This is a genomic window from Nesterenkonia alkaliphila (genome assembly GCF_009758175.1).
In the GTDB taxonomy this organism is placed as follows: domain Bacteria; phylum Actinomycetota; class Actinomycetes; order Actinomycetales; family Micrococcaceae; genus Nesterenkonia; species Nesterenkonia alkaliphila.
This window is the reverse complement of the sequence record NZ_WRPM01000010.1, coordinates 1-18,911: the sequence shown is the minus strand read 5'-3', so window position 1 is coordinate 18,911 and position 18,911 is coordinate 1. Positions and strand designations below refer to the sequence as shown.

At 63.9% G+C, this 18,911-nt stretch carries 16 protein-coding genes; 9 read left to right on the top strand and 7 right to left on the bottom strand.

What is annotated here, in order from left to right:
* The first annotated feature begins 90 nt into the window (after nucleotides 1-90).
* From GNZ21_RS01525 to GNZ21_RS01505, 5 genes are all read left to right on the top strand, one after another.
* Nucleotides 91-1,380, top strand: a complete 1,290-nt coding sequence (locus GNZ21_RS01525) for an ABC transporter substrate-binding protein (protein WP_157320736.1) — start codon at nucleotides 91-93, stop codon at nucleotides 1,378-1,380.
* Between the two features lie 228 nt (nucleotides 1,381-1,608).
* The gene (locus tag GNZ21_RS01520) at nucleotides 1,609-2,880 is read left to right on the top strand and encodes an ABC transporter substrate-binding protein (RefSeq protein WP_157320734.1); all 1,272 of its coding nucleotides are present in this window, start codon (nucleotides 1,609-1,611) and stop codon (nucleotides 2,878-2,880) included.
* Between the two features lie 50 nt (nucleotides 2,881-2,930).
* Nucleotides 2,931-3,857 (top strand): carbohydrate ABC transporter permease, encoded by a 927-nt coding sequence (locus GNZ21_RS01515; protein WP_157320732.1) that lies wholly within the window; start codon nucleotides 2,931-2,933, stop codon nucleotides 3,855-3,857.
* 6 nt (nucleotides 3,858-3,863) lie between these two features.
* Nucleotides 3,864-4,802, top strand: a complete 939-nt coding sequence (locus GNZ21_RS01510) for a carbohydrate ABC transporter permease (RefSeq protein ID WP_157320729.1) — start codon at nucleotides 3,864-3,866, stop codon at nucleotides 4,800-4,802.
* Between the two features lie 59 nt (nucleotides 4,803-4,861).
* A complete protein-coding gene (locus tag GNZ21_RS01505; RefSeq protein WP_157320727.1) occupies nucleotides 4,862-7,204 on the top strand; it encodes a glycoside hydrolase family 3 N-terminal domain-containing protein in 2,343 nt (780 codons plus the stop codon).
* A 144-nt stretch (nucleotides 7,205-7,348) separates the two neighbouring features.
* Here the strand turns inward: GNZ21_RS01505 and GNZ21_RS01500 are convergent, their stop codons facing one another.
* The 3 genes from GNZ21_RS01500 to GNZ21_RS01490 are packed head-to-tail and all read right to left on the bottom strand — an operon-like array spanning nucleotide 7,349 to nucleotide 9,833.
* Entirely contained in the window at nucleotides 7,349-8,725 is a 1,377-nt protein-coding gene (locus tag GNZ21_RS01500; protein WP_157320725.1) for an amidase, read from the bottom strand.
* A complete protein-coding gene (locus GNZ21_RS01495; protein WP_157320723.1) occupies nucleotides 8,722-8,889 on the bottom strand; it encodes a hypothetical protein in 168 nt (55 codons plus the stop codon). The genes GNZ21_RS01500 and GNZ21_RS01495 overlap by 4 nt, the downstream gene beginning before the upstream one ends.
* A gap of 14 nt (nucleotides 8,890-8,903) precedes the next feature.
* The gene (locus tag GNZ21_RS01490; RefSeq protein ID WP_157320721.1) at nucleotides 8,904-9,833 is read right to left on the bottom strand and encodes an acetamidase/formamidase family protein; all 930 of its coding nucleotides are present in this window, start codon (nucleotides 9,831-9,833) and stop codon (nucleotides 8,904-8,906) included.
* 342 nt (nucleotides 9,834-10,175) lie between these two features.
* Here GNZ21_RS01490 and GNZ21_RS01485 point away from each other — a divergent pair, with 342 nt between their 5' ends.
* From GNZ21_RS01485 to GNZ21_RS01475, 3 genes are read left to right on the top strand one after another with little or no spacing between them, the layout of a single operon-like run.
* The gene (locus tag GNZ21_RS01485; RefSeq protein ID WP_198345940.1) at nucleotides 10,176-10,985 is read left to right on the top strand and encodes an ABC transporter ATP-binding protein; all 810 of its coding nucleotides are present in this window, start codon (nucleotides 10,176-10,178) and stop codon (nucleotides 10,983-10,985) included.
* Complete coding sequence (locus GNZ21_RS16140) at nucleotides 10,982-11,881, top strand: ABC transporter permease (protein ID WP_157320718.1); 900 nt, start codon at nucleotides 10,982-10,984, stop codon at nucleotides 11,879-11,881. Before GNZ21_RS01485 ends, GNZ21_RS16140 begins: the two co-directional genes overlap by 4 nt.
* A gap of 45 nt (nucleotides 11,882-11,926) precedes the next feature.
* Nucleotides 11,927-12,973, top strand: coding sequence for an ABC transporter substrate-binding protein (locus tag GNZ21_RS01475; protein ID WP_157320716.1), 1,047 nt, complete (start codon nucleotides 11,927-11,929; stop codon nucleotides 12,971-12,973).
* A 69-nt stretch (nucleotides 12,974-13,042) separates the two neighbouring features.
* Here the strand turns inward: GNZ21_RS01475 and GNZ21_RS01470 are convergent, their stop codons facing one another.
* Nucleotides 13,043-13,759 (bottom strand): GntR family transcriptional regulator, encoded by a 717-nt coding sequence (locus tag GNZ21_RS01470; RefSeq protein WP_188503825.1) that lies wholly within the window; start codon nucleotides 13,757-13,759, stop codon nucleotides 13,043-13,045.
* Between the two features lie 94 nt (nucleotides 13,760-13,853).
* On the opposite strand from GNZ21_RS01470, the gene GNZ21_RS01465 reads away from it, so the two are divergent.
* Nucleotides 13,854-14,726, top strand: a complete 873-nt coding sequence (locus GNZ21_RS01465; RefSeq protein ID WP_157320712.1) for a nitroreductase family protein — start codon at nucleotides 13,854-13,856, stop codon at nucleotides 14,724-14,726.
* Here GNZ21_RS01465 and GNZ21_RS01460 read toward each other — a convergent pair.
* The 3 genes from GNZ21_RS01460 to GNZ21_RS01450 all read right to left on the bottom strand — a co-directional run bounded on the left by GNZ21_RS01460 (nucleotide 14,719) and on the right by GNZ21_RS01450 (nucleotide 18,773).
* Nucleotides 14,719-16,308, bottom strand: coding sequence for a glycoside hydrolase family 43 protein (locus GNZ21_RS01460; protein WP_229659602.1), 1,590 nt, complete (start codon nucleotides 16,306-16,308; stop codon nucleotides 14,719-14,721). The two genes, GNZ21_RS01465 and GNZ21_RS01460, sit on opposite strands and share 8 nt — an antisense overlap.
* Nucleotides 16,305-16,973: a YesL family protein gene (locus GNZ21_RS01455; RefSeq protein ID WP_157320710.1), complete on the bottom strand. Its 669-nt coding sequence runs from the start codon at nucleotides 16,971-16,973 to the stop codon at nucleotides 16,305-16,307. Before GNZ21_RS01455 ends, GNZ21_RS01460 begins: the two co-directional genes overlap by 4 nt.
* Before the next feature lie 105 nt (nucleotides 16,974-17,078).
* Nucleotides 17,079-18,773, bottom strand: coding sequence for an ABC transporter substrate-binding protein (locus GNZ21_RS01450; protein WP_229659603.1), 1,695 nt, complete (start codon nucleotides 18,771-18,773; stop codon nucleotides 17,079-17,081).
* Nucleotides 18,774-18,911 lie beyond the last annotated feature (138 nt).

Sequence of the window (18,911 nt, the reverse complement as noted above, 5' to 3'; positions counted from 1 at the left end):
ACACAAACCCCCAGGTCAGCCAAACGCGACCCCACCTAATCGCGGACCATGAGCCAAGTCAGGGCGCCGGCCCCGACGAAAGGACGCACAATGACGCAGCAGATCCGCCGCACCGCCGCAGCATCGGCCGCCCTGGTGCTGGGTGTCACCGCCTGCGGAGGCGGCTCGGAGAACGCCGAAGCCACTGCCTGGGTGCTCAACGGAGGCGTATGGCCTGTGGTGGAGGAGGACATCCAAGGATGGAGCGAAGAGAACCCTGACCACGCGATCCAGTCCGAGAGCTTCGCCAATGACGTGTACAAGGAACGCATTCGGCTGGCAGTAGGCTCCGGTGAAGCGCCGACCCTCATCGTCGGATGGACCGGCGGGACCCTGCTCGAATACGTCGAGGGCGATTACGTCCTGGACATTACTGAGGAGACCGCAGAGCTCAACGAACGGCTTATCGACTCGGTGGCCGAGAACGGAATCGTCGACGGCGCCACTTACGCAGTGCCCATGAACAACGTCCAGCCCGTGGTGCTCTACTACAACCAGGACGTCTTCGACGAGGTCGGCGCGGAGGTCCCCACCGACTGGGACGAGATGCTCACCGTCATCGCCGAGTTCAACGAGGCCGGGGTCTACCCCTTCGCGCTGGCCGGAAGCTCGCTGTGGCCGATGCTGATGTGGTCGGCCTATCTCACCGACCGCATCGGCGGACCGGAAGCCTTTGAAGCAGTGGTGGCCGGCGAGGCTGACGCTTGGTCGCATCCGGCGATCATCGAGGCGATTGAGCGGATTCAGGAACTGGAGCAGCGCGGCGCCTTCGACCCCAACTACACCGGTCTCTCCGCCGACCAGAACGAGGACGCCCACCTGATGGCCGACGGCCACGCCGCCATGCTCCTGCAGGGCTCCTGGGTTTACTCCCGGCTTTTGGATGAACAGCCTGACTTTGTGGCCTCTGGCGCACTGGGCGTCACCGGGTTCCCCTCCATCCCAGGTGGTGAGGGCCACCCGGACAGTGTGGTGGGTAACCCGGCCAACTTCTGGTCGGTTTCCACTGATGCTTCTGAGGAGGAACAGGAAGCCGCACTGAGCTATCTCTCGGAGCACCTCTTCAATGACGAGTACGTGGACCAGATGCTGGCCACCGGGAACATCCCGCCGCTGGAGGGGCTGGAGGACCAGATCGCCGAGGCGGAGAACAGCGAGTTCCTCAGCTTCGTCTACGAGTCGGTGCAGGAGGCACCCAGCTTCCAGCTCTCCTGGGACCAGGCGGTGGACCCCAGCCAGGAGCAGGCGCTACTGGAGAACCTCGACTTGGCCTTCCAGGGGCAGATCACCCCGGAGGAGTTCGCCGAGAATATGAACGCTACCCAGCCCGGGGCAGAATAAGGCGCTGAATGAGGGTGCGAAGCGGCGGCTGTGACCTGCCTTTCAGGGGCCTGTGTCGTTTGACACGTTCACTGCGAGCTATTTAGTCTTGCGGAAAGACGAAATATGGATCACGTCCGCCGTGGAGGACGCTTCCCCTGTCCGCGCCCGGCCATCCGGGGCTGCAGGAAGCACTCGCACCTCAGATCCTTCCCACGGCTTTCGCACTGAGAACGAAAGGACTGCCTCATGTCACGTAACCGAACTCTCCGTGCCGGCACCGCCGGTATTGCCGCTGCCTCCCTCCTGGCACTCTCCGCCTGCGGCGGCAACGACGGAGCCTCCGCCTGGGTGCTCACCGGCGGCGGCTGGCCAGCCATTCAGGATGACCTGGAACGCTTCGCCGAGGAGAACGATGTCGAACTCGACGTCGAGGCTCTGGAGAATGACGCCTATAAGCAGCAGATTCGAACTGCGATCGGCTCCGGCGATGCCCCCACCCTGATCATGTCCTGGACTGGCGGCGCCCTGCTTGAGTACGTGCAGGAGGACCGGGTCGTCCCACTGGACGGCAACACCGGTGACCTCGAGAACCGCGTGCACGATTCAGTCTGGCAGAACGGCGTGGTGGACGGCGAGGTCTATGCCGTTCCGCTCAACGACGTACAGCCGGTGGTGCTCTACTACAACCAGGAGGTGCTTGACGAGCACGGACTGGACCTGCCCGAGACCTGGTCCGATGTCGAGGAGATCATCGCCACCTTGGACGGGGTGGACGATGTGGACGCATTCTCCCTGGCCGGCGGGTCCATCTGGCCCGCCTATATGTGGCTGGCCTACCTCACCGACCGCCACGGCGGCGAGGGCGCTTTCCAGGGCGTCGTCGAAGGTGAGGAGGGAGCCTGGGACAACCCCTCGATCATCTGGGCCCTGGAGACCATCCAGGAGCTCGGTGAGAACGGCTTCATCGACAACTACAACGCGGTGACCGCTGACCAGAACGAGGACGCCCAGCTGCTGGCCGACGGCCGCGCCGCCTTCCTGCTGCAGGGCTCCTGGGTCTACGCCACCATCAACCAGGACTTCCCCGAATTCGCCGAATCCGGCAACTTCGGATTCACCTCCTTCCCGGTTCTGGAGGATGGCGAGGGCGATCCCAGCAATATCGTGGGCAACCCCGCGAACTTCTGGTCAGTCTCCGCGGATGCCTCTGAGGAGGAGCAGGAGGTGGCCTTCAGCTATCTCTCCGAGCACCTGTACAACGATGAGACCGTCGACCAGATGCTCGAGGCCGGTTCACTGCCCCCGCTGAACGATATTGAGGACCGCTTCGCCGGAACTGAGGCCGAGGACTTCCTGACTTTCGCCAATGAGCTGACCGCCAACGCCAACCACTTCCAGCTCTCCTGGGACCAGGCGATCAGCCCCTCCGAGGAGCAGGCCTTCGGAGACGCCCTGGCCTCGATCCTGCAGGGCAGCAGCACCCCGCAGGACTTCGTGGACACTATGAATGCGCAGTAGGCTGACTGGCCGGCTGCGCACCACAGACGAAAGAAGCTGACCCAAGCTCAATGACTGCCACTGCCTCAACCGATACCGCAGTCCGGGACACAGCTACCGGGAAGCGCCGCCAGGGACCCACGTTCCTGATGGCGCTTCCCGCCGTGCTGTTCTTCGGACTCTTCGCCCTGATCCCGCTGGGCGGTGTCCTGGTCATCTCCTTCATGGAGTGGAACATCCTGGGCTCCCCGGAGTTCGTGGGCACCGACAACTGGGACACCGTGCTCAACGACCGCCCCTTCACCTGGCGGGCGCTGACCCTGACCCTGCTGTTCGTGGTGGGCTCCTACCTCTTCCAAGCGCCCATCGCCCTGCTGCTGGGGGTCTTCATGGCAGGTCAGCAGCGCTACCGGGCCTTCCTTTCAGTGCTCTACTTCCTGCCGCTGCTGTTCTCCTCGGTGGCAGTGGGCCTGACCTTCCAGTCGCTGTTCAGCCCCTACTACGGCATGTCTGCCGCGTTGCCCTTCGACTGGCTGCCCAGCGACTGGCTGACCAACAGCGACATCGTGATGTACGTAATGATCTTTGTGGTCGGCTGGTGCTTCATCCCTTTCCACGCACTGCTCTACCAGGCAGGGGTCCGGCAGATCCCGCAGGATATGTACGAAGCAGCCACCATCGACGGCGCAGGCCGGATTCGGCAGTTCATCTCCATCACCCTGTCCCAGCTGCGCTACACCATCATCACCTCCTCCACCCTGATGCTGGTGGGCTCATTGACCTACTTCGACCTGATCTTTGTGCTCACCGGGGGCCAGCCTGCAGATGCGGTGCGCATTCTCCCGCTGGATATGTACATCACCGGGTTCAGCGCTAATAATCTGGGGCACGCTTCGGTGATCGCTGTGATCCTGGTGGCCATCGGCCTGACGATGTCGCTGGGCCTCAATAAGATCTCCGGCTCCTCCAAAATGGAGTCCGATAAGGCAGGTGCCTGAACCGTTATGACACATGCTGCATCCACAGAGTCCAAGCTTCCCCAGGCAGGGACCGCACTTGACCCGGAGAAGCCCGAGGGCGGCGTCGTCGGGGTGAGGAAGCCCAACCGCGGCAAGGCAAAGAAGCCCGGCGAGACCCCCAACATCTTTGCCGGGGTGTTCGGCTGGGTCTGGCTGGCCATCATCATCCTGCCGATCTACTACATCGTCATCACCAGTTTCCGCACCAGTGCGGACCTGCGGGCCAATAACCAGCTGGTCCCCAGCACTGAGCCCACACTGGATGCCTTCCGGCTGGTGATCGAGAACGACTTCTTCCACTTCTTCTTCAACTCGGTGATCGTCACCGCCTCCACCGTCGCGGTGGTGCTGGCAGTTTCGCTGATGGCCGCCTACTACATCACCCGTTCCACCACCTGGGGCGGCACCCGGCTGTTTCAGCTGATCCTGCTGGGCATTGCCATCCCGGTGCAGGCCACGATCATTCCGGTCTACTACCTCATCCGGCAGTTGGGCCTCTATGACACCCTCTGGGCGCTGATCCTGCCGCAGATTGCCTTCGCGATCCCGCTGAGCGTGCTGATCATCGTGAACTTCGTCCGCGACATCCCCAATGAGCTCTTCGAGTCCATGCGGGTCGACGGGGCCGGGGAGTGGAAGATCCTCGGCTCCCTGGTGCTGCCGATGGCCAAGCCGGCCCTGATGACTGTGGGCATCTACCAGGCCCTGCAGGTGTGGAACGGGTTCCTGTTCCCGCTGGTGCTCACCCAGTCCCGCGATGTGCGGGTGCTGCCGCTGAGCCTCTGGGAGTACCAGGGCCAGTTCGGCATCAACGTGCCCGCCACCCTGGCCGCCGTGGTGCTCTCCGCGCTGCCGCTGCTGGTGGCCTATATCCTGGGCCGCCGCTACATCGTTGCCGGCCTGACCGCCGGCTTCGGCAAGTAAACCGTCCCTGCCACCCGTTGACCCCTCATCCAGCACAGACACTCAGCAAGGAGCCCCTGATGACCGAGCGCATCACCGGAAAATGGAACGACGCCGCCCTCCCCGCCGGGGAGCGGGTGGAGGCCCTGCTGGCCGAGATGACACTGGAGGAGAAGGTCTCCCAGCTGGGCTCCCACTGGGAGATGCGCGAGGACCCCGACACCCAGGGTGAGGTGGCGCCCATGGAGGACGCGATGTCCTCGGGCAAGCTGCCTTTCGCCCAGGAGATCGAGCACGGGGAGGGCCACCTGACCCGCACCTACGGCACCATTCCGCTGGAGGTGCACGAGGGCGCCAAGGATCTGCGCGAGCGGCAGGCGGCAGTCATCGCCGCCAACCGGTTCGGCATCCCGGCGATCGCCCACGAGGAGTGCCTGACCGGCTACACCGCCTATAAGGCCACCGTCTACCCCACCTCCCTGGCCTGGGGCGCGACCTTCAACCCTGAGCTGATCGAGGAGATGGCCGCCGCCATCGGCCGGGACATGGCCGCCACCGGCGTGCAGCAGGGCCTCTCCCCGGTCCTGGACGTGGTCCGCGACGCCCGCTGGGGCCGGGTGGAGGAGACCATCGGCGAGGACCCCTATGTGATCGGCACCCTGGCCACCGCCTATGTGAAGGGCCTGCAGTCGGCCGGCATCATCGCCACGCTGAAGCACTTCGCCGGCTACGCCGCCTCCCGGGCAGCCCGCAACCACGCCCCGGTGCATATGGGCTGGCGCGAGCTGATCGACCTGATCCTCTTCCCCTTCGAGATGGCTGTGCGCGAGGGCAGGGTCGGCTCGGTGATGAACTCCTACGCCGATATCGACGGCGAGGCACCTGCAGCCTCCAAGTGGCTGCTCACCGAGGTGCTGCGCGAGGAATGGGGCTTCGAAGGCACTGTGGTCGCCGACTACTGGTCGGTGGCCTTCCTGGAGAAGATGCACCGGGTGGCTGAGGACCAGGCCGAGGCCGCACGGCTGGCGATCAGCGCCGGACTGGACATCGAGCTGCCGCACACCGGCGGCTACCGCACCCTGGCCCAGCAGGTCCGCGACGGCAAGCTCGAGGAGGCCGTCCTGGACCGTTCGGTGCGGCGGGTGCTGAGGCAGAAGGTCGAGCTCGGACTGCTCGACCTCCCCGAGGACGGCGGCAGCTGGGAGCCGCAGATCGACGAGACCGTGGACCTGGACTCTGAGGCCAACCGCGCCCTGGCCCGCAGGGTGGCCCACGAATCCCTGGTGCTGCTGAAGAACGACGGCATCCTCCCGCTGAACCCGGATTCCACCGGCAAGGTTGCGGTGGTCGGTCCCTCCGCCGATGAGCCGCGCACAATGATGGGCTGCTACTCCTTCCCCAACCACGTGCTGGCCAAGTACCCGGCCGGAACCTTCCCGCACAAGGGGATCGGGGTGCCCATGCCCTCCATCCTCGACGCCCTGGGCGAGCACTTCAGCCAGGTCACCTACCAGCCCGGCTGCCCGATCGTGGAGTACGACGACGCCGGCATTGAGGCTGCAGCCCAGAGCGCGGCTGAGGCTGATATCGCCGTGGTCACCGTGGGAGACCTGGCCGGAATGTTCGGCGCGGGGACCTCCGGCGAGGGCTGCGATGTGGAGGACCTGAAGCTGCCCGGGGCCCAGCAGGAGCTGGTCGAGGCAGTACTGGCCACCGGGACCCCCACGGTGCTGGTGGCCATCTCCGGGCGCCCCTACGCGCTGGGCGAGGTGGCCGGGAAGTGCGCAGCCATCGTGCAGGGCTTCTTCCCCGGCGAGGAGGGCGGACCGGCCCTGGCGGATCTGCTCACCGGCGCGGTGGAGCCCACCGGGCGGCTGCCAATCGGTGTACCTGCCCACCCCGGCGGCCAGCCGGCCGGCTATATCGCCGCGCCCCTGGGTCAGAACAGCGAGGGTGTCTCCAACCTGGACCCCACCCCGCTCTACCCCTTCGGCTACGGGCTCAGCTACTCCAGCGTGGAGTACTCCGAGATGTTCGTGGAGTCCGCCGAGATCGCCGTGGACGGCACGGTCAACGTTTCGGTGAAGGTCACCAACACCGGGCAGCGGCCGGTGGCCGAGGTGGTCCAGCTGTACTTCGGGGACCGCAGCGCCCAGGTGGCCCGGCCGGTGCGCCAGCTGCTCTCCTACGCCAAGGTGAACCTGGCGCCGGGGGAGTCCAAGGAGGTCACCTTCTGGATCCACGCCGACCGCTTCGCCTTCACCGGGGTCGACTACACCAGGATCGTGGAGTCCGGGGCCATCGACCTCTGGGCCGGTCCCAATGCCGGGGACCTGCCGCTGGCCGGAGAGGTCACCCTGGTCGGCGAGACCCGGCAGGTCACCGGGGAGCGCGTGCTCACCACCCCGGCGCGGATCTCCTGACCTCAGGCGCTGGCAGGCCCGGCTGCCGGAGGGCTGGGCTGGGGCCGGGACAGCCGCCCCCGACCCCAGCTTTGCCGGTCAAGCGTAGCTCAGCAGCACCCCCGAAGCCCATGAGCCGCCGCTGTTCTGCGCTGAACATAGTGATCAGTGTCCGTTTGGTTGGTGCAAATGCCAGTCCGTCTCCTGCTGGAATGCGTCAGCTGCTCTGAGGACGCCCCTTTCATCGAAGTGTCTGCCGATGATCTGCAGCCCCAAGGGGAGGCGGTCTGAGGAGAAGCCCATGGGAACGGAGACTGCTGGGTTCCCCAAGGCGTTCCAATAGGCCGTATACACCCGTCCGAGGCTTCCGCCCAGACGTGTCTCCATGGCGGAGTCAAGATCCTCATACCGGGGAGCTGCGGTGCCTGCTGTGGGCGTGACAATGACATCAACTGAATGGAAGAGCTGGTGGATGAGTTTGGCCCCAAGGCCCCTGACCTCCTGCGCACGGCGGTAGTCCCCGCCGGTGTAGAAGACACCGCTGGCAAGGGCCAGGCGGGTGGGCGTTCCATACTGCTGCCACTGCGCGCTCAGACTTCTGCGGTGATAGGCAAGGGCCTCTGAATAGAGCGTCACCATGGCCGCAGTGCTGAGCTGGTGGTAATACGGCAGCTCGACAGGTGTGAGCTGTGCACCCCGGTCTTCCAGCGCTGCCAGGGCCGAGGTGAAAACCTGCTCGAGCTCCGGGGCCTCGGCACTGGTATGAGCTGCCTGCAGCCGGTCAAAGCCTACCCGGAGACCTGTGAGGTCTCCGGAGAGGCTGGAGGTATATGACTCAGCTGGGCCCGGGGCCAGGACATCGAGCAGCAGTGCGGTGTCATAGGCGGAACGGGCCATGGGCCCCACATGGTCCAGGGAATGGGCCAAGGGGATGGTCCCAGCCGTTGGTACGAGCCCGTAGGTGGGCTTCAGCCCGGTGACCCCGCAATAGGCCGCAGGCGTGCGGATACTCCCCCCGGTGTCACTGCCGAGCGCGCAGTGCACTGCCCCTGCCGCCAGCGCACCGGCAGAACCTGCGCTGGAACCGCCGGTCCAGTGCTGAGGCCTCCAGGGATTCCGTGGCAGCTGAGCCTGCATCTCAGCATCGGGGAGACCCACTGCGAATTCTGAGGTGGTGGTCTTCCCCAGCACAATTGCCCCGGCTCGGCGCAGGGCTGCGACAGCCGGAGCATCCTGGGCCGACAGGCCCCCTTCCAGTGTTGTGGAATTGGCCTTAGTCGGGCCCTCCCTGGTCTGGATAATGTCCTTGACGCCGAGCACAGCACCAGCCAGCGGACCCGGTGCGTAACCGGACCGGATGCGGTCATCGAGGTCGGCAGCTTGCTGGAGCGCAGACTCGCTGAAGGTTGCAACGAACATCCCCAGCGGGCCGTTCAGCTCTGCGACCTTCTCCAGGGCGGTCTGGACCCTAGATGTAGCTGAGATTTCTCCCGCACAGAACGATCGGCTGATATCGGTGAGGAATGACCGAGTGGAGCTCACCGGGTCTCTTCCAGATCGATCTCCACCTGCCAGAGCGAGTCAGCCGCACGGCGGGCTGTGGGGTAGGCCGATGCCAGAAGCCGGACCTCGGAGGGGGAACTGGGATAGCTGTGGGCCTCCAGGAGCGAGCTGACCAAACTGTGATGGCGAGACTGGTTATACATCGACTGATCCCGGATCATTTCATGATGGAGAGGGGCAGATAAGCGCTCACTGCCCAGTTCGGAGCATCCACAACCTCAGTGATCTTTAGGTCCACGGCTACACTCGAGAGGACATAAGCGTCCACTGGGTCGAGTCCATACTTCCCGCTGATGTGATCCACCATGTACCGGACTGCATCTTTGGAGGCGGTCATCAGATCGGGGCCTATTCCCATCGTCGCGTAGTAGCCGGAATCCTCGATGCCGCTGCGCAGCGGACCAGGGGTCTGAAACTGCGGGGTGGGGATCGACCATCCCTTGTGGAGGCTGACTTTCATACTGCCCCCTAGCGGCGCCTCAATCGCGGAAACGCACACCTCACCATCGCCCTGTGCCGCATGCGGGTCAGAGAGCATGAGGCGTGCCCCTGGCGTCTGAACCGGCAGAAAGACTTTGACGCCGGCTACCAGGTCCCTGCAGTCAATATTTCCTCCGAAGGGTCCAGGCGGGATGACCCCCTGCGGTTCATCGGTGTCCGGGGTGCTGGCCAGCACTCCGAGGAAGGGGCGAACCGGCACCTCTGCAGCATCCTTGAAGTTGGCAGTGGAGCTGCCCTCGAAGTCCCAGATGTGCAGATAAGGATCAGGGAAATCTTCGGCAAGCAACCCCATGCCGGGCAAGATCGCTGTCCATCCCCATCCGTGGGACTCGTATTCGAGCAACTCCAGCTCCAGGACATCCCCGGGCTCGGCCCCCTCCACCCAGATGGGTCCGAGCATCGGGTACAGGGCATTGAGATCGAGCTCGGGCACGGGGTCCCCGGGGGAGTAACTGTCGAACTGCCCCCCCGAGGCCTCGGGGATCCGATCAAAACTAATGGTAGCCCCGCTGCTGATCGACAGTGTAGGACTGTGGCGGGTGGTCCAGAAGTAGTTGAATACCTCGGGGATCTCATGGGTGGCCATGGCTGGCTCCTCCTTGTGAAGTAAACGGGGTGACGCGAATTAACTACATTCAAGTGGAGCAATGTTTCGTCAACGTTAATCCGTGTCGATCGGTGATCCATGACAAGTGGTGCCTTTTCAGTATTTTGCTTTCCAACTGGCGTAGCGACGGCGTAGTTCACGAAACCCCCTAGTCAGATGAGATTCCCTGGATTCTTCGGTGGCGTAACCAGAAGGAAATCAGCAGGTGATTGGAGCGAAATCTCCTCACTGAACTATGGGCACAAGTCATCACTTTGCACCCGAGGCGTTCCATGGGTGGGTGCAGTGTGTTTTGCTCGCAAACAGAGGAGGAGACCTGCAGTGTCCGTAGGTATACAGGGGAGTACTTTAGAGGTAAAGGGCGTGGGCAAGTCCTATGAGGTGGTCAGGGATTCGAAGGTGCCGCCGGTGCTCACGGAGGTGCTTCAGCCCGTGGACGTTTTGGCCCGTCCAGGGGAACTGGTGTCCATAGTCGGCCCCTCCGGTTGCGGTAAGAGCACCTTGTTCAGCATCGTTGCCGGCCTAGAGGCGCCCAGCGTGGGCACCATCGAGATCGACGGTGCGGATGTCACCGGCACCACCGGCCATGTGGGCTACATGCTTCAGAAGGACATGCTGCTGCCCTGGCGCAGCATTCTGGACAACGTAATTCTGGGGCTTGAGGTTAGAGGTGTTGCCCGTGCCGACGCACTTGCCGCTGCCCGCCCGCTTCTGAAGGAATACGGGCTCGGCGACTATGAAGCAGCGCGTCCGGCCCAGCTTTCGGGCGGTATGAGGCAGCGGGCGGCTCTGCTGCGAACACTGTTGTTCAACCGGCCCATCATGCTGCTGGATGAGCCCTTCGGCGCACTGGATGCCCAGACCCGCCTGCAGATGCAAATCTGGCTGCTGGAGGTGCAGGCAACTTTCATGAAGTCGATTGTGTTCGTCACACATGACATCGATGAGGCGGTGCTCCTCTCCGACCGGATCTATGTCATGTGGGGCCGGCCCGGGTCCGTGGTGCAAGAGATAGAGATCGATCTGCCGAAGCCCCGGGGGGTGGAAGTGACCACCACACCGGCCTTTGCGGAGTACAAGGAGCAGGTGCGGTCCATTCTGATGCGCAAGAAGGAGGAGGTGTCCCTGTGACCACCCCAACAGAGACAGATCAACGGGTATCTGCCGACCCGCGGATCTCCCCGACTCAGATCCTGCAGGATCTTGAGGCGAAAGCCCCGGAGGAAAGAACGCGGGGGCGTCGTGTTGCCGCCGAAGGCAGAAGGACCAACCCAGTAGTCGTCAATGCCCTGCGTATTGGACTGGTGGCTATTGTCATAGGGGGATGGGAGCTGGGGGCCCGGTTCGGGTACATCAACCCATTCTTCTGGAGCTCCCCCTCACGGATCTGGGAGAGCCTGACCCAGCAGGTAGCCTCTGGGAGTTTCTACATGGACATTCTCTACACGATGTCCAGTGCTGTGACCGGATTCGTGCTGGGCACCCTGATTGGCACCGCATTGGGCCTCTCCTTCTGGTGGTCCAAGACCTATGCGGAGACAGTGGAGCCCTATGTGGTGATGTTTGAGGCGCTGCCCAAGATTGCGCTGGCCCCGCTGGTGGTTCTCGTCTTCGGGGTGGGAATTGAGTCGAAGATTGCCCTGGCCACAGCCCTGGTGCTGGCAATTCAGGCTCTGAATGCTGCGGCAGGGGCAAAGACTGTAGACAAGGACATCATCCGGATGATGAACAGTCTGGGTGCCAGCAGGATGAAGATCTTCCGCAGTGTAGTAGTTCCCAGTACTCTGCCTTGGATCATCAGCGGGCTCAGGGTCACCATCGGGCTGGCACTGGCCGGTGCCATTGTAGGTGAGTTCATCGGCTCTAACCGGGGGCTCGGCTACCGGATCGTCTATGCGGGAAGCACCTATGACATTGCCATGGTGTGGCTCGGCGTCTTTGTCCTGGCGCTGCTCTCCATTGTGCTCTATGTGGGCGTAGGGGCGCTTGAGCGGCGGCTGGGGAACCAGCTCACCGGAGGCAAATAGGCGTAGGGCGAATCACTCAACCACCAAGATAAGGAGATTGAAATTATGAATAAGCGTGGGTATTTTCTGAGCCGAGGCTGTGCGGCGGCTGCATTGGCGGCACTAACCCTCAGCGCATGTGGCGACAACGGGGATTCCGGAGCAGATGGTGAGGAGCTCACCGAGATCGTCATTGCGGAGCCTGTGCATATGATGGGCTATCTTCCCATGTACATCGCCATGGATGAGGGCATCTTTGAAGAGCACGGGCTCGACGTGGAGATCTACAGTGTGGCCGAGGGTGGGGGCCATATCAACGCTGTGCTGGCGGGCCAGGCCTGGGGGTTCATCGGCGGACCGGAGCACAACAGCTACGTGGCAGCCCGCCCGGATAATGAGGGTGTCGAGACCAAGGCCATCTCCGCAGTGGTGAACCGGGGGAACCTCTACCTTGTGCCCCGTGACGGCGTAGAGGCTCCAGCCCTGGAAACTATGGAGGACCTGGAGGATTTCTTCCCGGGGCAAAGGATTGTCACGGGTGCCTCGGGCGGCACGGAGAATTCCATCACCCGCTATATCCTCAACGAGGTCGGTCTCTCTCCCGATGATTTGGACGCATTCCAGGAGGCTACTGATTCGGCGGCCCGGCTGACTCTGACCGCTCAGGGAGAGGGCGACTACGCATTTGTTGCCGACCCCGTGCTTCAGGAGGGCCTGAATGAAGGAGTGTGGGGAGAGCCGATTCTCAGTATCCCTGACCTGCTGGGAGAGTACTCCTATTCGACGGTAAACGTCCCCTTGGCGACCTATGAGGATGATCCGGAGACGGCTCAAGCCTTTGTGGACGCTATGGCGGAGGCGCTGCGGGTGATTCATGAGGACCCGGAGACCGCCCAGGCTGTGGCCGTGGAGCAGTTCTCGAATCTGGAAGAGGATGTGGTGATCGAGGTCTTCGAAAGGTCGATCGCTGATGACCTCTGGCCCTCAACCCCCTATGTGACGGAGGAATCCATCACCATGGCGCTGGACGTTGTTCGCGGTGCGGGGGCTCTAGAGGATGAGGATGATCCGGTGACCTACGAGGATATCGCAGATATGCGGTTCGCCGAGTAAATCGTAGCGTCGACACCCGTTGGGATCCTGAGCCGCATTTGCGTACCGGGATCCCAACGGGGCCTCTGCTCAGAGTTCGGTCATAAAGGAGAAGTAGTCAGGCCGGAAGTATCCCGTGCTGATGCTCAACGGCCGGTCCTTGGGGGAGAACACTGTTCTGTACTCTGTGAGCACAGGCGAGCCTGGGGAGATAGCTAGCAGCTCAGCAATTCCTTGGTCTGCGGCAACCGCGCTGATCCTAATCGTGGAACGGCCGATCTCAGCCCCGTTGAGCTCCAGCATGGTGTAGAGATCCACGGGCCCGGTCACGTTTCCTTCCGGTGGCCGACTCAGTTGAACATCTCCCCGGACAATATGTGACCAGATGGTCAGGGGTACATTGCGTGTATGGGTGAGGCGCTCGAAGAAGAGGACCTCTTCACTCTGCGGGATCTGCAGGGTGTGGGCTTGGATGGGAGCCGCAATATGCCGCTCCCAGTGCAGGACTCTAGTCTCGACTGGTGCCTTGAACGCGGTCGAATCCAGCATGGATCTCAGCTTATTGCGTGCCACGATATGGACCGGATGCCGTGCAATAGTGCCTGTGCCCCGCTGCCGATCAATGAAGCCCTCAGCGGTCAGCAGTGCGAGGGCCTCTCGCACCACATTGCGGCCAACATTGAATTGGTCCGCCAAGCAGCTCTCGGAGGGCAGGGGCCTGTCCTGCCAACTCCCCTCCGTGAGCACTGCGCGCAGGGCATCCCTGACGATACGGGCACGATGATGGCGACGGCGGAGATGAGACATTGATCCAGAATATCGAGTGGCAGTACACCGAGGGGACTCTTTAGGAGGTAGAGGGACCACCCGGCTGCCGGGGTGATTCGGTAGATTCGTGTGCATGACTGATGCTTCCTCAACACCCACGACGACGCCCGCGGACCACCTGCGTGCCCGCTGGGGCAGCGAGCCCGGGTTCACTCCCGAGGAGTGGAACCCCACCTTGGAGACCATGGTCTCCCACCGCTCGGTGCGCCGGTGGCTGCCGGCGGATCACGGTGGCGAGGTCACCGAGAATCAGATCCGGACCATCGCCGCGGCTGCGCAGTCGGCCTCCACCAGCTCCAATAAGCAGGTGGTTTCTGTGGTGGCCGTGCGCGATGCGCAGAAGAAGCGTGCCTTGGGTGAGGTCGGGGGTCCCCAGCAGGCACCACATATCTCAACCGCCCCGGTGGTGCTGGTCTGGCTGATCGATACCTCCCGCATCCGCGCTGCGGTCCAGAGCGCCCAGGTGCAGAAGCCTCAGGTTGAGTACACCGGGGCCGAGTATCTGGATGAAATCCTGGTCGGTGCCTGCGATATCGGCATCAACGCGCAGAACGCGGTGACCGCCGCCCGCTCCATGGGCCTGGGCACCTGCTACCTGGGCTCGCTGCGCAATGACGCCGAACGGGTGGGAGAGATCCTTGGCACGCCTGCGCATGTGGTGCCCTTCCTGGGGCTGGAGATCGGCCACCCGGATCCCCAGGAGCCTGCTGGGATCAAGCCACGCATTCCGCAGAGCGCCTATCTGCACTGGGACACCTACGACGCCGCCGTGGCCACTGATGTGCGCAACTACGACCAGATACTGGCCGACTACTTCGCCCAGTACGGCAAACCCAGCTCCTGGACCCGCGGCCTGGTCTCACGCGTAGGGCCCAAGGCAGTCAAGGTCGCCAAGCGCCACCTGCTGCGCAGGGTCTTCGAAAAAGCCGGCTTCGGCCTCAGGTGAGTGGGGCGTAGTCGAAGCGGCGCAGGCTGAGTGAGGAACTGGTGTGGCGCCCGTGGCTGGTGGCAAACACGCCCAGCCACAGGCCCAGGAACCCGCCGGTGGTCACAGTGTCCAGCTGACGCCCGTCCACCACAGCACATAGTTCATCGTCCAGGGTGAAGGTGTACTCCTGCTCTCGGATGTGCAGTCCCAGCCCGGCGGCTGACGGATCCAGCGCGGCGGCAGGCAGGGAGCGATCGCTGAGCACGGTATCGCCCTCCGGCTGATGCAGGACTGTGCGGGTCAGCCAGCCATCCGTGGTTCGCTCCAGTGAGAGATAGGCGTGGTGCTCCTCCGACTGACGTACCACGACGCCCGCCTCCTCCCCGGGTGCCAGCTCGCTCAGATCCAGCTCGGCCACCTGGTCCAGGCTCTTATGCTGCTGGCGCACCCCGAGGAAGCTGGGCGTGGTGCGCTCGGCCAGCGTGGCCGGCTGCACCCGGAGGCGCCAGCCGGCCCCCTGCGGTTCAGCAAACTCCTCCCAGGGCCCGCGCAGCGAGTTCCAGCGCATATCCCCGGCAAGCACAGGACCAGCGGTGATGTGCTGCGGGGAGGTGAGTGGGGCGGCGTCGTCATTGGCGAACGGTATGTCTACCTCCGCGGGCACCTGGCCTTCGCCGGTGGCGAAGACGGGCCAGCCGTCCTGCCAATGCACCGGCACCAGGAAGGTCTCCCGGCCCAGGTTGTAGTGGTAGCCGCCGTAGGGGCGCATACCCAGCAGCACTGCCCACCAGGAGCCCTCGGGCCCCTGAACCAGATCGGCGTGGCCCACTCCCACCACCTCTGGGCCGGCGCCGTGCCCCGGATGGCCCAGATGCCGGTGGGTGAGCACCGGATTGGCCCGATTCCCCTGGTACGGGCCGGTGACCGAGCTGCTCCGGGCGATGCACACCGCGTGATGGATCTCGGTGCCGCCCTCTGCCGCCAGCAGGTAGAACCGGCCCTCATGTTCGAACAGGTGCGGTCCCTCCGCCCAGACTGCTCCACGCACGGCCCCGGTCCAGATGATGTGCTCCTCACCGACGACAACGCCGCGGCTTGAGTCGTACTCCCGCAGCCACACCTCGGTCTGGGAGTCCCATTCCGGAGACCGGGCGGGCCGGGTGCCGTGCAGCCAGACCCGTCCCTCCGAGTCGAAGAAGATGGAGGGGTCGATGCCGTCCACGGGGGTGCCCGCCTCATCGGCCAGCCAGACGGGCTCCGACCAGTCCGCGGCCGGATCCTCTGCGGTGACCAGGAAGTTCCCATGCTGCGGGGCGTCGGGTTGGCCCACTCGGGTGCACACCACGTAGAAGATGCCGTTGTGGTGGCGGATGGTAGGGGCGAAGAGCCCGTGCGAGGACTGCACTCCGGCGAAGGTCATCTGATCGGGCCGGTCGATGACGTGCCCGATCTGCTCCCACCGGACCAGGTCCCGGCTGCGGAAGATCGGCAGACCGGGCCACATCTCGAAGGTGGAGGTCACCAGGTAGTACCAGTCCCCGGCGCGGCAGATGCTGGGGTCCGGATAGCAGCCCGGCAGCAGGGGATTGGTGGCCCTCACGGCAGGGGGTCCTGGCCGGGCTTGACCAGCCCCTCGTTGATCTGGATGAGCATCGGCCGCACGATCCGGGCCAGCAGCACCAGCATGAAGCTGGCCAGCAGCACCAGGACCCAGTCTGCCCAGAAGAAAATGACCGCACCGGCCAGAATGGTGAGCGAGACGATGCCCAGGGCGGCCAGCGGGGCGTGGGCGGTGCCGAACATGACCACGGCAAAGAGATCGCGGGTGCGGAAGCTGAAGTTCGCGATGATCACCAGCAGCGCCACCCCGTAGATCGCCGCGCCAGCGGCGATGACGATGCCGCCGATGATGAAAGCGGCCGGCACATTGGCATAGGCGGCGTTGAATGCCACCAGGGCGCAGACTCCGACCACCGGGATCCAGACCACCATGGTCTGCTTGAAGGACTCGATCCACCCCTTCCAGAACCGCAGCCAGGGCACCACGTCCTGGTCGGCTCGCCAGGCGTAGACTCCGGCGCTGATCGCCGGGCCGAAGAACAGGGCGAACGCAGCGTAGAGCGGGATATTGCTGGGGTGCTGCTCCAGGAAGAAGATGCCGATCAGCGCCGGCAGAGTGACCAGCACAAAGGCGACCTCGATGACGATCAGCCGGTAGACGAAGTTGGTGAGTTTGGTCAGCGGCCCTTCGCGATCCAGATCCATAATGGGGAAATCCTATACATGTGAAGAGTCTCCGGTCCCGCCCAGACTGCCTCAAGCTGGGCGGAACCGGAGACCCGGTCTTTGAACTAAGACGATCCTTGAGGATCAGTCCTCGAGGTCATCCTCGACGCCGCCGAGCTCCTCCTGGGCCCGCTGGTAGGCCTCGTTGTGCAGCTCGACGTACTCATCCAGTCCCTGGCCCTCGAGCTCTGCGAGGAAGTCATCCCATTCGTCCATGGAGCGGTTGCCGGCGATGAACTGGGCCACGTTGGTGTTGGTCGCCTCGTTCAGCGCGTTCTGGGAGATGCTGGCTCGCTCGAGCTCCAGGTCGTCCAGCGGACGCGGTGGGTCCACCGGCTGGACCTCCTTCTCGAACATCTTCTCGCGGAACTCGATGACCTCGTCCCGGGCCATGGAGTTCATCAGGTCCACGGAGGAGCCGTGGACCAGCATCCAGACGCCGTTGTGGAAGCCGTAGTCGGTGTTCAGGGCCTCGGGTGCACCGGGGTTGAGGTTATTGATGTCGATGTTCTCGTCCAGGACGCGCTGATCGCCGTCGCGTTCGAAGGTCTCGCCCTCAATGCCCCATTTGGCGTACTCCAGGCCTTCATCGGAGTAGTACAGCCAGTCGAGGAACTGCATCAGGGCCACGAAGTCGTCCTCCTCGGCCACATCGGCGTTGACCACTAGGCCGCCCCAGAGCCGCCCACCGGCCACCACGTTGCCCTCAGGTCCGGCCGGGACGGGCAGCAGGCGCACCTCCCAGTCCTCCTCGCCGACCTCTTCGATGGACTCGCGGTAGTTGAGGATCTCCTGGTCATTGGCGAAGATTGCCGCTGACTGTCCCGAGGCGAACTTCTGGATGGCCAGATCATCGTCCTGGGTCAGGGTCTCGGAGTCCATCAGGCCCTCGTCTACCAGCTCGGCGAAGTAGCCGACCATATCGCGGAAGCCGTCAGTGGTGGGGGCGTAGACGAACTCATCGGCACTCTCGTCATACTGCATGCCGTCGCCGAAGCCCCAGCCGCCCACAGTGCCGAAGCCTGCAGCGGCCTGGTTGAGGGTGGCGTTGAGCTCCCAGCGGTCGGAGTAGGGGGTCATCTCCGGGTAGGCCTCCTGGACCCCGCGGAGCTGATCGGCGAACTCGTCCCAGGATTCGGGCTCATCGTAGCCGAGCTCCTCCCAGAGGTCCCACCGCACGGCGATGCCGTACTCATAGAACGGCTCTTCCTGGATGCCGGGCAGGATGTAGAACTTGCCGTCGGCCTGGTAGAGGCCATCGAAGTCGCCCTGCAGCTCCCAGGCCTCGATCTTCTCGGTGAGGTTGGGCATCAGGTCCAGGTAGTCGCTGACCGGCAGCAGGGAGCCGCCGGCGACGAACTGGGTCTCATCTCCAGGGTTGAAGATGGGGATGAAGTCCGGCATATCGCCGGCACCGATCACCAGGGACCGGCGGTCCTCCCAGTCGGAGAGCGGGGCGTTGGAGGTCTCCAGGGTGACATTATGCTCCTCCTCCAGATAGGTGAGGAACCGCCAGTCGTTCTGGATGGGGTAGTTGGGGTGGTCGCGGTAGAGCTGGGTGAAGGTCACCGGTTCGGTGGCTACGAAGGTGTCGCCGGCGGAGAAGTCTTCCATGGCGCCGGTGCCGGCCTCCTCGATGAGCTCCTCAGCGTCTACCTCGTCATCGTCACCGCCGCCGCAGGCGCTCAGCGCCAGGGCGCCGATGGCCAGCATGGCGGTGCTGGTGTACAGGCGGCGCCGCTTATGCAGCGGGGCCTCCGTGGTTATTGCGTTTCTCATGGTGAGAGTGTTCCTTTCCTAGGGTGGTCAGGTGCGAGTGGATTCATGAGGGGAGTTTGGCGGCGTCGTTCCCTTATTGCTTGACCGAGCCGAGCATGATGCCGCGGACGAAGTATTTCTGCAGGAAGGGGTAGAGGC

What these genes read in the sequence shown, in the direction of transcription:
- GNZ21_RS01515 (WP_157320732.1), top strand. Translation starts at nt 2,931, where the DNA reads ATGACTGCCACTGCCTCAACCGATACCGCAGTCCGGGACACAGCTACC.
- GNZ21_RS01455 (WP_157320710.1), bottom strand. Translation starts at nt 16,973, where the DNA reads ATGGATCTGGATCGCGAAGGGCCGCTGACCAAACTCACCAACTTCGTC.
- GNZ21_RS01520 (WP_157320734.1), top strand. Translation starts at nt 1,609, where the DNA reads ATGTCACGTAACCGAACTCTCCGTGCCGGCACCGCCGGTATTGCCGCT.
- GNZ21_RS01495 (WP_157320723.1), bottom strand. Translation starts at nt 8,889, where the DNA reads ATGTATAACCAGTCTCGCCATCACAGTTTGGTCAGCTCGCTCCTGGAG.
- GNZ21_RS01450 (WP_229659603.1), bottom strand. Translation starts at nt 18,773, where the DNA reads ATGAGAAACGCAATAACCACGGAGGCCCCGCTGCATAAGCGGCGCCGC.
- GNZ21_RS01505 (WP_157320727.1), top strand. Translation starts at nt 4,862, where the DNA reads ATGACCGAGCGCATCACCGGAAAATGGAACGACGCCGCCCTCCCCGCC.
- GNZ21_RS01510 (WP_157320729.1), top strand. Translation starts at nt 3,864, where the DNA reads ATGACACATGCTGCATCCACAGAGTCCAAGCTTCCCCAGGCAGGGACC.
- GNZ21_RS01525 (WP_157320736.1), top strand. Translation starts at nt 91, where the DNA reads ATGACGCAGCAGATCCGCCGCACCGCCGCAGCATCGGCCGCCCTGGTG.
- GNZ21_RS01465 (WP_157320712.1), top strand. Translation starts at nt 13,854, where the DNA reads ATGACTGATGCTTCCTCAACACCCACGACGACGCCCGCGGACCACCTG.
- GNZ21_RS01470 (WP_188503825.1), bottom strand. Translation starts at nt 13,759, where the DNA reads ATGTCTCATCTCCGCCGTCGCCATCATCGTGCCCGTATCGTCAGGGAT.
- GNZ21_RS01490 (WP_157320721.1), bottom strand. Translation starts at nt 9,833, where the DNA reads ATGGCCACCCATGAGATCCCCGAGGTATTCAACTACTTCTGGACCACC.
- GNZ21_RS01475 (WP_157320716.1), top strand. Translation starts at nt 11,927, where the DNA reads ATGAATAAGCGTGGGTATTTTCTGAGCCGAGGCTGTGCGGCGGCTGCA.